Source organism: Phormidesmis priestleyi ULC007 (assembly GCF_001895925.1).
Taxonomy (GTDB): domain Bacteria; phylum Cyanobacteriota; class Cyanobacteriia; order Leptolyngbyales; family Leptolyngbyaceae; genus Phormidesmis_A; species Phormidesmis_A priestleyi_A.
Map to the genome: position 1 here is coordinate 432,725 of NZ_MPPI01000001.1, position 13,458 is coordinate 446,182.

12 protein-coding genes and 1 pseudogene are annotated in these 13,458 nt (G+C 48.9%); 3 read left to right on the plus strand and 10 right to left on the minus strand.

Annotated features, from left to right (window positions below):
* The first annotated feature begins 83 nt into the window (after positions 1-83).
* Together BRW63_RS01995 and BRW63_RS02000 are read left to right on the plus strand one after the other, a co-directional pair.
* Positions 84-713: an SNF7 family protein gene (locus tag BRW63_RS01995; RefSeq protein ID WP_073069212.1), complete on the plus strand. Its 630-nt coding sequence runs from the start codon at positions 84-86 to the stop codon at positions 711-713.
* Positions 694-1,617, plus strand: a complete 924-nt coding sequence (locus tag BRW63_RS02000; protein WP_073069213.1) for a carbohydrate ABC transporter permease — start codon at positions 694-696, stop codon at positions 1,615-1,617. The genes BRW63_RS01995 and BRW63_RS02000 overlap by 20 nt, the downstream gene beginning before the upstream one ends.
* Here BRW63_RS02000 and BRW63_RS02005 read toward each other — a convergent pair.
* The 3 genes from BRW63_RS02005 to BRW63_RS02010 are packed head-to-tail and all read right to left on the minus strand — an operon-like array spanning position 1,614 to position 3,327.
* The gene (locus BRW63_RS02005; protein ID WP_073069214.1) at positions 1,614-2,510 is read right to left on the minus strand and encodes an alpha/beta fold hydrolase; all 897 of its coding nucleotides are present in this window, start codon (positions 2,508-2,510) and stop codon (positions 1,614-1,616) included. The two genes, BRW63_RS02000 and BRW63_RS02005, sit on opposite strands and share 4 nt — an antisense overlap.
* A 3-nt stretch (positions 2,511-2,513) precedes the next feature.
* Positions 2,514-2,642 (minus strand): hypothetical protein, encoded by a 129-nt coding sequence (locus BRW63_RS29415; RefSeq protein WP_262983510.1) that lies wholly within the window; start codon positions 2,640-2,642, stop codon positions 2,514-2,516.
* A gap of 4 nt (positions 2,643-2,646) precedes the next feature.
* Positions 2,647-3,327, minus strand: a complete 681-nt coding sequence (locus BRW63_RS02010) for a ferritin family protein (RefSeq protein ID WP_223257269.1) — start codon at positions 3,325-3,327, stop codon at positions 2,647-2,649.
* A 264-nt stretch (positions 3,328-3,591) separates the two neighbouring features.
* On the opposite strand from BRW63_RS02010, the gene BRW63_RS02015 reads away from it, so the two are divergent.
* A complete protein-coding gene (locus BRW63_RS02015) occupies positions 3,592-5,151 on the plus strand; it encodes a bifunctional pantoate--beta-alanine ligase/(d)CMP kinase (RefSeq protein ID WP_073069215.1) in 1,560 nt (519 codons plus the stop codon).
* A 246-nt stretch (positions 5,152-5,397) separates the two neighbouring features.
* On the opposite strand, the pseudogene BRW63_RS27100 reads toward BRW63_RS02015, so the two are convergent.
* The 7 genes and pseudogenes from BRW63_RS27100 to BRW63_RS02055 all read right to left on the minus strand — a co-directional run bounded on the left by BRW63_RS27100 (position 5,398) and on the right by BRW63_RS02055 (position 13,398).
* Positions 5,398-5,883: pseudogene (locus BRW63_RS27100) on the minus strand (Uma2 family endonuclease).
* A 19-nt stretch (positions 5,884-5,902) separates the two neighbouring features.
* The gene (locus BRW63_RS02030) at positions 5,903-6,061 is read right to left on the minus strand and encodes a hypothetical protein (RefSeq protein WP_219898285.1); all 159 of its coding nucleotides are present in this window, start codon (positions 6,059-6,061) and stop codon (positions 5,903-5,905) included.
* Between the two features lie 47 nt (positions 6,062-6,108).
* A complete protein-coding gene (locus BRW63_RS02035) occupies positions 6,109-6,384 on the minus strand; it encodes a hypothetical protein (protein WP_073069218.1) in 276 nt (91 codons plus the stop codon).
* A gap of 109 nt (positions 6,385-6,493) precedes the next feature.
* A complete protein-coding gene (locus BRW63_RS02040) occupies positions 6,494-6,907 on the minus strand; it encodes a type II toxin-antitoxin system VapC family toxin (RefSeq protein WP_073069219.1) in 414 nt (137 codons plus the stop codon).
* Positions 6,904-7,164: a hypothetical protein gene (locus tag BRW63_RS02045; RefSeq protein ID WP_073069220.1), complete on the minus strand. Its 261-nt coding sequence runs from the start codon at positions 7,162-7,164 to the stop codon at positions 6,904-6,906. The genes BRW63_RS02040 and BRW63_RS02045 overlap by 4 nt, the downstream gene beginning before the upstream one ends.
* Before the next feature lie 43 nt (positions 7,165-7,207).
* Positions 7,208-8,578 carry a CHAT domain-containing protein gene (locus BRW63_RS02050; protein WP_073069221.1) on the minus strand — a complete coding sequence of 457 codons (1,371 nt, stop codon included), beginning with the start codon at positions 8,576-8,578 and terminating at the stop codon, positions 7,208-7,210.
* Positions 8,579-8,736: 158 nt separating this feature from the next.
* On the minus strand, positions 8,737-13,398 hold the full coding sequence (locus BRW63_RS02055) for a glutamate synthase-related protein (protein ID WP_083582621.1): 4,662 nt from the start codon (positions 13,396-13,398) through the stop codon (positions 8,737-8,739).
* Positions 13,399-13,458: the final 60 nt, after the last annotated feature.

The following is a 13,458-nucleotide window of genomic DNA, read 5'->3' on the forward strand; positions in this document are numbered from 1 at the left end:
GATTGAGTCACCGATCGCTGAATAGAGTTTCAGACCCAAGGTTTATCCGTTAAAATTCAATCCAGACGTGAAGGTGTGAGGAGATGAGCGATACCACTTCGTTTTTAGGAGGAGCCGCATTAGCAGGGTTAGCCGCCATCATTCTGTTGAAGGGTGGTGTCAGTGCGACTGCGCCTAGTTTTACATCGCCTCAGGCTTATCCGGTTCAACCTTATCCGACAGCGACCTTGCCTGCTGCGGGGATGCCTTCTACGACAGCCGCACCGACGGTCTATGATTTAGAGAAACAGCGAGTAGAAGCCGAGCAACTCAGGGCACAGTTTGAGCAGCAGCGCATGCAGACCGAGCAACTGAAGGCGCAGATTCAAAGCCAGCAAGCGCTAATTGAAACCTTGAATGCCCAAAGCAAAAATAACGGCGTGATGCCAATTCCTGGAAAATCAGTCCAGGGGCAACCCTTAAACTTAGAGCAGACTGCTTCTAACCCGATGATGACAGGCATTCTCTGGGCGTTAGGCGGAATGCTGCTGGCGTTTGGGGGCGGTCTTGCCCTGGTGGGAATGTTTGTTTTATTTTCTCGTCAGCAGCGACCCTCGCGCACGATCGAGGTGATTCACGACGACTATCCAAACTATCTGCCTGCTCGCCGCAAGTCGCAAGTGTTGCCCCCGCGCCGCACCATTAAGCGGGTCGATGCAGACGATTGGGAATAGCACGATCGTGTATAAGCAATTGCCCAAAAGCTGGCGCATTCATCAACAGCACTTGACTCCCTATCTGTTTTTGCTGCCCGCTTTGTTAATTTTAGGGCTGACGGTTTTCTATCCAGCACTACAGGCTTTTTATCTCAGCTTCACGCGCTATGACTTGATTGACCCACCCCAGTGGATTGGTGTCGCCAACTTTCGTCGCTTGTGGGCTGATCCGATTTTTTGGCAAACGCTGCGAAATACTCTCCTTTATTTGGTTTGCGTTGTCCCAATTTTAGTGACAGCTCCGTTAGGTCTAGCGATTTTAGTCAATCAAAAGCTGCGAGGAATTCGCTGGTTTCGAGTCGCGTATTATACACCAGTGATCATTTCAATGGTGGTTGCGGGCATTGCCTGGAAGTGGCTCTACGCCGATAACGGGTTGCTCAATCAGTTTCTAAAGCTGTCTAAGCTCTCAGCCGAAGGAATTCCGTGGCTAACCAGTCCTGATTGGTCGATCTTTAGCGTCATGGTGGTGACGGTTTGGAAAGGATTAGGCTACTACATGGTGATCTATCTGGCGGGGTTACAGTCAATTCCAGAAGATCTCTATGAAGCAGCAGCGATCGACGGTTCTGATGGGTTTCGCAAACATTGGGATATCACCGTCCCATTGATGCGTCCTTACTTGCTTTTAGTGGCTGTGATCTCGGCGATCTCGGCCACTAAAGTCTTTGAAGAGATTTACATCATGACTCAGGGCGGCCCGCTCAATAGTTCTAAGACGATCGTCTATTACGTCTATGAGCAAGCCTTCCAGAGTTTAGAAATCAGCTATGCCTGCACGATCGGGCTGGTGATGTTTCTGATGATTCTCGCCCTCTCAATTTTGCGCTTAGGTGTGCAGCACTGGGAGCCAGGAGCCTAAGTGTGATTGGCTACATCCGTTACCCAATTGAGAATTAACTCATTCACTTGATCGGGAACCTCATCGTGAGGGCAATGACCCGCATTCAGATAATATTCCGTTAGTCGAGGGTGATAGCTGCGAAACTTTTCACCGCGTTCTCGTGCATTGATCCAGGGATCGCCTTCACCCCAGAGCATTAAGAGCGGCTTGGTCAGTTGATTGAGCAACACATCCACTTTTTCGCCTTGGGGTGTGCGAAAGACAGACGCAAAAACTTTCTCAGCGCCGATGTCACACGACGGACGATAAATATCTTCGACTAGCTGATCGGTAATGGCACTTTGATCGAGATAAACCTTCTCTAAAGTCTTGCGAATCACCGATTTTTGTTTGATGTATTGAAATAGCAGGAAACTCGCCCAATCTTGCCGAAACAGGGTGGTCACAACTTCGCCCATCACCTTGCGAATGGGATCAGGTTTTGTAGTGCCCTGAAGGTCAGTAAAGGGGCCCGCACTATTGATCAGAATCAATCCTGCTGCCGATTCGGGACGCTGCGAAGCAACACAGAGAGCCGCATAGCCACCCAATGAGTTGCCAGCTAAAACCGCAGGTCTTCCAATCACCTCAGTGATAAATTCGTGAAGCTGATCACGCCAAAGATCGCCACTGTATTCCCAGTCAGGTTTGCCCGATCGTCCGAATCCGAGCAAGTCAATCGCCCAGACTTCAAAATGTTGGCTCAACCCAATCACATTTTTTTTCCAGTGATCGGTTGATGCCCCAAACCCATGAATGAGTAGCAGAGGCGGACGCTGCAAATCCTGTCCTGCTTTGACGTAATAAATGGGCTGCTGTCGCCAACTCCAATATTGACCCGGTACGGAAGTAACTGTGGGCGCTACCTGCATGATCTAAAGATAAAAGCTATTTTTGCTATTGTAAACCATTGTAAAGCCTTTATGAGACGGATTTGTAGACGATCGACGGGCAGCGATCGCGCCTAAAAAATTCTCAAGCCCGATCGCTGCTTGCCAATACACCCTTCTAAGCCGCAACTTTCTCTAAAACCGAGTTGCTTTGTGAAGTCAAAGATGTCTCCATCTCCACGGGCGCACCCTCTTCGACCATTGATGCCATTTGACCACCTTTCTGAACGAAATTGGTCACCATCGCCAACATTGCATTGACTTTGCGGGTGCGCCATTCATCGATCGCTTGCTCGGTTGCCGCCAATCCTAAATAACGCTCCATCGCTTCGCGTAAATAAGCCGCATGACCCGTTTCATCTTGAGCGATACTTGTCATTCCTTTCTTCAGATTGGCGCTATGAGATTCATCTTCTGGCAAGGTGTTTGCCATTCGCAGGAAATCCTTACTGGCATCTAACTCCAGAATATAAGTACTCGCAAAAAACACTGCCCACTCCATATTTTGAGGCTTGAGTTGCTCTTGAGAATAGCCCTGAAAATAAGCATCAAAAAACGGACTGCGTTTGCGCTCATCCAGTTTGCCATCGACCGTTTTTTGAGGCAGCTTTTTGAAATCAATGACGTGCTTATTGAGTTGTTTGAGCGCGTGAGCAAAAATTTGCCCATGCCGCCGCTCATCAGAAGCATGGCGATCGAGCCGTTCAGCTAACCAAGAATTTTCCTCAGCTTGAGCACGATCGCGCAGCGCTTCGAGAAACGGCACCGAGCCAGACTCTGCTAGTTGAAACCCAGCCAAAACATTGGGTCGGGTTTACAAATCTCTCAGGCTCCGAGCGGAAATAAATGCCACCGCTCCAGACCCCGCTATGTGCAGAATTTGAGTTAAAAAGTTCATGAAGTTTTGTCAAGAGGCTGTTGAGTGCGATCGTAGCGCGCTTTTCAAAAAGAAATGAGGGTCAAATTATTTGGTCTGATTCCTTCACAATTCCTCCCTCCACATCTTTGAGAGAATTCTATACACTAAGAGAGGCGAAGAGCGAAATCATTTTTGGGGGTTCCGGTGCGCCTGTTTACGACTGTTGCGGCTTTGCGCTGCTACCTAGACCTCTGCCGAAGAAGTCAATCTTATTCAAATGACTTGAATAGCCTAGAAATTGGACTCGTGCCAACGATGGGTGCTTTGCACACAGGGCATCTCAGTTTGATTCGGCGGGCTAGACAAGAAAATAGAAGCGTGGTGGTCACAATTTTTGTCAACCCCCTGCAATTCGGGCCCAATGAAGACTTTCAGCAATATCCTCGCACCCTAGAGCGAGACAAACAACTCTGTGAACAAGCTGGAGTCAATGTAATCTTTGCGCCAACGGCAGCAGAATTGGGCATCGATCGCCAGCACTCTGTTCAGGTAATTCCCCCAACGTTCATGACTTCTGGGCTGTGTGGTGCCTTTAGACCCGGACACTTTGAAGGCGTGGCAACGATCGTGACTAAGCTTCTCAATCTAGTTCAGCCCGATCGTGCTTATTTTGGACGCAAAGATGCTCAACAACTGGCGATCATTCAGCGTTTAGTGACCGATTTAAACTTACCCGTCGAAATTGTGCCGTGCGCGATCGTGCGAGAGCCAGATGGGTTGGCGTTGAGTTCGCGCAACCAATATTTACGTGCAGAGGAGCGCCAGCAGGCAATCGCGCTTGATCAAGGACTTTCTCAAGCCGAGAAAGCTTTTCGATCGGGGGAGCGCTTGAGTGCTAACTTAATTCAGGCAGTAAAGAAAGAACTGGAGAAGGTGCCAGCCATGAAGACCGAATATGTTGAGTTAGTTCATCCAATGACCCTTGCGCCTGTGGAAGTGGTTGAAGAAGCAGGGTTACTGGCGGTGGCTGCCCGCCTCGGTTCGACTCGGTTGATTGACAACGTTTTGCTGCGGACTCGTAAGCCGATTTTGGCGATCGACGGCCCGGCTGGGGCTGGAAAATCTACGGTTGCCCGTCGAGTTGCCGAGCAGCTAAACCTGTTTTATTTAGACACGGGAGCCATGTATCGCGCTCTGACGTGGCTAGTGTTGCAATCTGGAATTGCAGTGGATGACGAGCCAGCGATCGCAGAATTGGTCAGTCAAAGTCACATTGAGTTTAAAGATTACGAGTCAGATGCTCAACGCTCAAAGCGCATTTTTATCAACGATCGAGATGTCACTGAAGAGATTCGCGATGTAGACGTGACGGCGAATGTCTCGGCGATTTCTGCTCATGCGATCGTGCGAAAGGTTCTAGTCAAACAACAACAACGCTATGGCAGCAGTGGCGGCATTGTGATCGAAGGTCGTGATATCGGAACTTGCGTCTTTCCTGATGCTGAAGTGAAAATCTTTTTAACGGCTTCGGTGCAAGAACGAGCCAGACGCAGACAGCAAGATCTCAAAAATCAGGGCAAAGGCGAGATCAGCTTAGACGAGTTAGAACAATCGATTTTTGAGCGCGATCGTAAAGACAGCACCCGTGCAATTTCGCCGCTTAGAAAGGCAGACGATGCGATCGAGATTCAAACTGATCATCTCAGTGTTGATGAAGTAGTGGGGGCGATCGTCCGACTCTACCTAGAAAAACTTGATCCTTAACAAAAAACTCGACTCAAATCTAAAACAAACCCCGGAAGCACATTTTCACCTGAGAGTGTAATCGGAGACTGTAGAGTCTCAATGGGCTGCCCTTGACGATAGATTTTTGCGGCGTTGCTGAACGATGGTATGAATTGCCCTCATCCCCAACCCTTCTCCCCAAAGAGAAGGGAGCCAGAAGTCTTGTTCCCTCTCCCAAAAGGAGATGGCTAGGGTGAGGGTAAATCTAGCGGTTCATACCTGGATTCAGCAACGCCAGATTTTTGCTTGCGGAGTTTGCGGATCAAGCAGCCAGCCTAACCGAACGCCATTCTCTAGATACTCCTGCATTTTCGCTTCTAGCATTTCTAACGAGTCTGTTCGTGAGCGTAGCTCGATCACAGAATCGGGCGCGATCGGGGCAAACCGTTCCTGTTGTTCGGATGTCAAGGCGTTCCAGCGATCGTTTAAAATTCAAGCGGCATCGGGGGAACGGTCTGCACCATTGGGCAATTTGAACCCCGTCGAAGAATCAAAACCAACGCCAGAACCATCCCGTTCAGCCCAAACTCCAAGCTGTGTAATCAGATTGAAGTTGCGTTTTCCGGTGCTGCTGCCTGTCGGTGGCATAATCACTAAATCTCCGGTTGCCGTGCGCTCAATGCGTAACTCTGGGTTGTTTTGACACAGTTGGAAGAACTGCTCATCGGTCAGGTCGATCGTGGGGCGCAAATTTACAACGAGTGCAGTCATAGTTTGTTTCGGTTTGACATTACTTCAAAGCTTCGATAGTAACGACTCCACCCTCAATCGCTTCAATTTGAAGTTTAAATCCATACAGCAAACTCATTCCCATTAATGGATCTGCTTCCGATTCTGCCACATCCACAACTTGGATCTGACCATCCCAAATAACAGTTGCACGGTACATTTCAAAGATGACTTCACTGCCATCGCCTAACGTTCCACCTCACTGCATCATACTGATTTTTTCAGGCTCCGGGAACCGAAGCGATAGACTGCTCGATGTCCAATCCGAATCACCCAAGGTTGAGCATCGGGGTAGCATTCATAGAGTCGATCGATGGCTGCGATCGTATTCTCGGCAACTTCAAAGGCTCCGGTTTCGATGTCGATCGCGACGATTTTTCCGTGGTTGCCTGTCTCAACTTGAGAGCGCACCTGAGATTCATAGATCTCATCGCCGCGTCGAGCGAATTCCTCTTTGCTGTAGCGGGGTTGCCGAACTGTCATAGGCTTAACCTCGTTTCAACTTTATCCATTGATTTTAACTTGGGTTACGGCTCGTCTGGCTTAAAGGCTATGTTAGGCGGCGTTTTTGCTCAGAGATTTAATCGCTTAATCACTGAACTTGAATAACATCAAAAGTCTCCCGATTTCCAATACGATAGAACAGAAAGTCCGAATCGAGAGTGAGAATTTGCCGAGTACTTGTCTTCTCAGCCACTAGAACGAGTGAGGCATCTGCTAAGTCCATTGGTCGATCGCGATACTGCTCCATCAACTCCAACAAACGGCTGTAATCCCTCTCCTGAATTTCGTAAGTCATTAGAAGTTTGTCCAAAAGCAGTTTTCCTAATTGTTTTTGCATTGTCCACCCACCGCGATGAAGAGCCAAATACATAACTTCCGTCAGGCAAGACCAGGTTGTGAGGAGAGGAGGGGCAAGTTGCATCACTGCACTTCGGTAAGCTTTGTGTTGGGGTTGGGTGCGATCGACCAGACAGAGCAAGACCCCAGCATCGCAAAGAATCATAGCTCTAGACCCTGTTGCCGATATTTAGTTAGCAGGAGTTGCTGATAGTCGCTGACTGACTCGATTGGTGTGACTTCTAGACGATCGACAGACTCAAACCATCGCATCCATGCTTCAGTAAGTTGGTCTTGAGGATTACCGATGGCTAGACTTTGCTGTTGTGTTTCGGTCAAAACGTCAATAAAGTCGCTGACTTGCTGCAAGAGCGGCTCAGGCAATTGCTGCAATTTGGCAATGGTAGCTTCGCGAGTCGTCATGAGAATAGCCTCTCCCAAAATCCTTTGCTTTTCTCTTATAGGTTTAACTAGGCGGTGCTTTCTGTGAATCAACATGCACTTTACTGCGTGACTGCTTTAACAACCAAACCATTGCAATTCCCGTTGTAGCCCCGAATATAGTTACACCTACAGTAAAACCTATGATTCCTAAAATTATTGTCAAAGTAATTCTATCTGACTCCGAACTTATATTAGGTGCTATGACTAGGATCGCAGAGAATATAGCTACGCTTAAAGCCACGCCTATAGTTCCACCTACAGTAGTTGCGAAAATCCACCATCGAGCATCAGCAAACCGCTCTTTTAGGAAAAACCATTGCGCTAGTCCTAGTAAAGCAAACGTAAATGGAGTTCCAAATATAACAGCTAAAATGCTACCCATCGAATAATCAGTAGCATTTGAAAATATCAGCGCGGCTAAAATCCTACCTAAAGCCCAACCAACTCCAGTTGCGAAAACCCATCTATTTGGTCTGGTAATTAATTTTCTCAGTACAAGCCATTGCGCCAAACCAACCAGAATTCCTCCTAAAAAACTTGCAAAAGCTCCTAAAGCTACTCCTAAAGTAGTTGAGAGAACCCATCGTCGCCAGAAAGAAGTACGTGTTGTGGGAATCAATACTGCAATTCTTCTTATCAATACTGGGAGCCATGTATGCCAGTTTACAGAAGTAGGCTCAAGAGAATGACGCGCCATTTCTCCTTCAAACGGAGTGTTATATAGTTGAGCATCATTCTCCGGAGGAGAAGTTTTCCGCTCCGGAAGGAGTACAGGTGATTGAGCCTGTAATTCTCCTAAATTCAAGCTGATAGATTCATCTTTATTTTTTACAAAAAGAACTGGGGTTAAGTGTTCTGGAATTCCCTCCAGTTGAATAGCATTACGACCTAATTCATAAGCAAATTCAATTGATTCTCCAGCACCTAGAGCAGTGTAAAAGCCGACAGCAAATTCGATCGCCGCCCGATCGCCGATCGCCTGATTCATCCCAATCACATAATCAATATGTTGAGCGATCGCCTTGGCTTGAAACTCTGAGTAACAGGCGTTCAAAACAACACATTCCACACGACTGGAGAAAAGTTTGAATAGACTGGCTAATGCGTCTGAATTAACCAGTTTAAGTTGTCCTGTCCCATCTTCAAACGCTAAACCATCTTTCCCCGTCCCATGACCTGTGAAATGTACAATCTGTGGCTTAAAGTCCAGCATTGCTTGCTGAATATCTCTAGTTCGGGTTGCTCCAGTTGAGTTGATGGGTACTTTGCCATATCCCACTAAACGCAGCCGTTCCTTAATTTCCCGTTCCTCTTCTTGTAAGCGCAAACTTACTGTCCCTTTGGGATTGGCAGCTAACAGCAAGATTGACTTCAAGGCAGCACTGTCATTCATGAAAATTAGCAGGACAGCTCAACTTCATTCAATTGTATTTCAGAAAAGGGAATGGGCTACTGTGCCATTGTGTTTGGAAATATGCTTTTAGCGGTTTAAATCAAAAAAGCCGTCAGCGATCGCTAACGGCTCGAACTAACAGCTTTCCAATTTTGAGATTATTGCACCGAGCTTAATTCCTTCACTTCAGCATCAGGATTGGCTTCGGGCGTGTCCTTCTCAGACGGTGGCACTACCTGCCAAAACTTAGGTAGATAATCTGACCAGTTTGCCAAAATTACCTTGGCTTTTGGGCTGTGGGTACGATCGGCGTGTGCTTCAATCAACTCTCTCAATTGTTGCTCACCCGCAGGCGCGCTCACTCGTTGGACTTTCACAATCTCTGAGTTGACCTTCGATTGGAAGCTGCCGTCTTCGTCTAAGAAGTAAGCTAAACCGCCCGTCATGCCTGCACCAACGTTGCGACCCGTTCGACCCAAAACGACGATCGTGCCGCCTGTCATATATTCGCAGCAGTGATCACCGACCCCTTCAACCACGGCTTGCGCTTGAGAATTGCGAACTGCAAATCGTTCACCCGCTTGCCCGTTGGCAAATAAGCTGCCACCCGTCGCACCATAGAGGCAAGTGTTACCAATAATCACACTCTGAGCAGGATCGTAAGTGATGTCCGCACTAGGCTGAATGGCAATTTCGCCGCCGTGCATCCCTTTGCCTACATAGTCATTGGCTTCACCCACTAAGTTAAGGGTCATGCCAGGAAGGTTGAACGCTCCAAAGCTTTGACCCACACTGCCTTCGAAGTTAAGTGTGATTTGACCACTAAAGCCTGTGTTGCCATAGCGCTTGGCGATCGCCCCTGCCAACCGAGCGCCCACTGTACGATCGGTGTTGACGACTTTTAGAGTTTTGTCTGCATGAGTCTGGTTTTGAATTGCAGACTGAATATCAGCATCACTGAGCAACTCATCATCTAGCACAACGCCATTGCTGTGAACGGGTTCATGCTTCAGCCAGTCCCGATTTTCACGCGTATCAGGGAGCCGAACTAAACAATCTAAGTTAAGACTCTTGGTTTTAGTTAACTGCACCGACTCGCGCAGCTTCAGCAAGTCTGAGCGACCAATGATGTCATTGAGAGTGCGGTAGCCCAGGCGAGCTAACAGCGATCGCACTTCTTCAGCAATAAAATAGAAGAAATTAACGACGTGTTCTGGGGTGCCAGGAAAGCGTTTCCGTAGTTCTTCTTTCTGACTCGCCACGCCCACTGGACAGTTGTTGGTGTGACAAATTCGCGCCATAATGCAGCCTTCTGCGATCATCGCGATCGAGCCAAAGCCATATTCCTCGCCGCCCATCAGTGCCGCCATGATGATGTCCCACCCAGTTTTGATGCCCCCATCGACGCGCAGTAGGACGCGATCGCGCAGTTGGTTTTCCATTAGCACACGATGCACTTCGGTTAAGCCGAGTTCCCACGGGCTGCCTGCGTGTTTGATCGAACTGAGAGGAGACGCACCCGTGCCGCCATCGTGACCCGAAATTTGAATAATATCGGCGTTGGCTTTGGCGACCCCAGCGGCGATCGTACCGATTCCCACTTCTGCTACCAGTTTCACTGAGACTTGGGCAACTGGATTAATTTGGTGCAAATCAAAAATTAGCTGGGACAGATCTTCGATCGAGTAAATGTCATGGTGCGGCGGCGGCGAAATCAGGGTGACTCCGGGCTTCGATCGGCGCAGCATCGCGATATAAGGGCTAACTTTTGGCCCCGGTAACTGTCCGCCTTCACCCGGCTTGGCACCTTGCGCGATTTTGATTTCGAGCTGTTTTGCGCTCATCAAATATTCGGGTGTCACGCCAAATCGCCCAGAGGCTACCTGTTTAATCGCAGAACTAGCCGTGTCTCCTTTTTGCAATCCTTTCAAGTGAGGCAGCAGCGGAGAAAGTCCGGTTTCGTCCACATCCTTGAGAATGTTGAATCGAACCGGATCTTCGCCCCCTTCACCAGAGTTGGATTTGCCGCCGATGCGATTCATGGCGATCGCTAACACTTCATGCGCTTCTCGTGAGAGCGCACCCAGCGACATTCCACCCGTGCAAAATCGCTTGACAATTTCGGTCACAGGCTCGACTTCTGCAAGCGGCACTGAAGGACGATCGCTCTTGAAGTCGAGCAAATCTCGTAGCGCAGTCAAAGGACGATTTTGCAGGTGTTTTTGATAAAGCTCATAGTGGTCGAAGCTTTTTGTTGCCACTGCCTTGTGCAGATGCTTCGCCAATTCTGGGCTATTCATGTGATATTCACCGCCCGGACGGTATTGCACAAACCCAAAGTTTTCGAGCTTTTTGCCCACCAGTTCAGGAAAAGCGCGGCAGTGGAAAGATAGAACTTCTTGGGCAAGATCGTTAACGGTTAAGCCGCCTAGCCGAGAAGCCGTTCCATAAAAGCCCAGATTGAGCAAGTCAGCGCCGATGCCGATCGCTTCAAAAATCTGTGCGCCTTGATAGCTCGACAGCAGCGAAATTCCCATCTTTGAGAGAATCTTCAGCAACCCGTCTTCTACGGCTTTACGGAAATTGGTTTGAACTGCCGCCAGACTTGCCGATTTGATCTTGCCTCGCTCCATCAGGCTCTTGGTTCTAGAATCGCCCCACCACTGACGAACGGTTTCTAAGGCCAGATAAGGGCAGACAGCACTCGCGCCATAGCCAATCAAGCAAGCAAAATGATGAGTACTCCACGCTTGAGCGGTGTCAACGACCAAAGAAGCCTTCATCCGCAATCCCTGTCGGATCAGGTGATGGTGAACGGCTCCTACAGCAAGTAAAGGCGGAATGTAGCTGTGATCGGCGCTGAGATTGCTGAAGTTGCCTGTTGAGTCGAGGCGATCGCTCAAAATCAAAATCTTCTTCCCAGCCCTAACTGCCTCAGTCGCTTTTTGACAAAGCTCAGTCACGGCGCGTCTGAGTCCTTCGGGTCCGGTGGCGATCGCAAACAGCGTCGATAACTTAGCCGCTTCAAAGCCAGAATTCTGAACTTGCTCTAAGTCTCCCTCATCTAAAATTGGAGATTCTAATTTGAGCATTTTTGCATACTCAGGCTTTGCCTCTAGGAGATTTCCTCGCTCTCCAAGCTGTATCGTCAGCGACATCACCAGCTTTTCGCGCAACGGGTCGATCGCTGGATTAGTGACCTGAGCAAATCGCTGCTTAAAGTAGTCATAAAGCATATGAGGCTTCTCTGACAGCACCGCTAGAGGAATGTCATCGCCCATGCAAAATGTTGGCTCCTTGCCCTGAGCCGCCATCTCCTGAATGATCATCTCCACATCTTCAGAGGTGTAGCCAAAAGCAGTCTGATAGCCAAGCAGTGCCTGAGCAGTCATCACAGACGCTTCAACAGCAGGTTGGGTTTGCAGATCGCGACGATTTTTCTGCAACCACTCGCCATAAGGGTGAGCCGACGCGACGCGCTGCTTTAGCTCCCAGTTTTTCAAGACTTCATGGGTTTCCAAGTCAAAGGCGATCATCTGTCCAGGCCCCAGACGACCTTTTTCAAGCACTTCAGACTCAGGGATATCTACCACCCCTGCTTCTGATGCCACCATAACGTAACCATCGCGAGTGACGGTATAACGGGCGGGACGTAAACCATTGCGATCGAGCGTTGCTCCCACGCGCTTGCCATCACTAAAAACTAGCAAAGCCGGCCCATCCCAAGGCTCTTGAATGCCACTGTAATACTCATAAAAATCCACGATCTCTGGGTGGTCAATCAGATCGGGCTGATTCTTATAAGCTTCTGGCACCATGATCATCAGCGCTTCCATGGGGCTGCGTCCAGAACGCACGAGCAACTCCATGACATTATCTAAATTCGCTGAGTCGCTGTTGTCAGAGTTCACACTGGGCTTTAGCTCAGAGATACGATCGCCCCAGTTGGAATGAGCAATATCAGCCTCTCGCGCTCTCATCCAGTTAACGTTGCCCAGCAGAGTATTAATTTCACCGTTATGACCTAACAGCCGCATCGGTTGGGCAAGCGGCCATTTTGGTAGCGTGTTGGTGCTGAAGCGGCGGTGATAAACTGCAAACCCACTTTGATAGGCAGTGTTTTGCAGATCTTCGTAAAAGCTGCCTAAAATCGCCGATCGCACCATGCCTTTATAAACGATCGTGCGATTTGAGAACGAACATACATAAAATTCTGCTAGCGCTAGGTCGCCATTCTCAGCCAGCGCTCTCAAGACTCGCTTGCGAACCAGATAAAGCCGCCGCTCTAAATCTTCATCTTGAAGCTGCTCAGACTGGACTAGAATCTGTTCAATTTGAGGCTGGTTCTCTCGTGCTTGAACTCCCAACGAGTCAGGTTTGACGGGAACCACGCGCCAACCTAAAACGGTCAGCCCTTCTTCAACTAAAACCTGTTCTAGAATCTGTCGCGCTGTAGTGGCGGCATCCTCATCTTGGGGCAGAAAAATCATTCCTACTCCAACGTGTGCCATTTGTAGAGGTGGAAGTCCGATCGAGTCTGCCCACTCGTCAAAAATCTCCCACGGGATCGCCGTCATCAAACCTGCTCCATCCCCAGAGTCTTGGTCAGCGCTACAGCCTCCCCGATGTTCTAGACAAGTCAGTGCAGATAGCGCTTTCTCTACCAAATCATGGCTCTTCCGACCCTGTTGATCTGCAATAAACCCGACTCCACACGCATCCCGTTCTTCGATGAGCCAAGGCTGACCTGCATACCCAGCATCCCCTTGAGGAGACTGATTGTCTAAATTTTCACTGACTTTAATCATGGGATAGCTCATTTCGTTCACTGTCAACGAGAAAATGGTTCTGAAAAAAGGACTGCAATGGGTCGGGCTGCC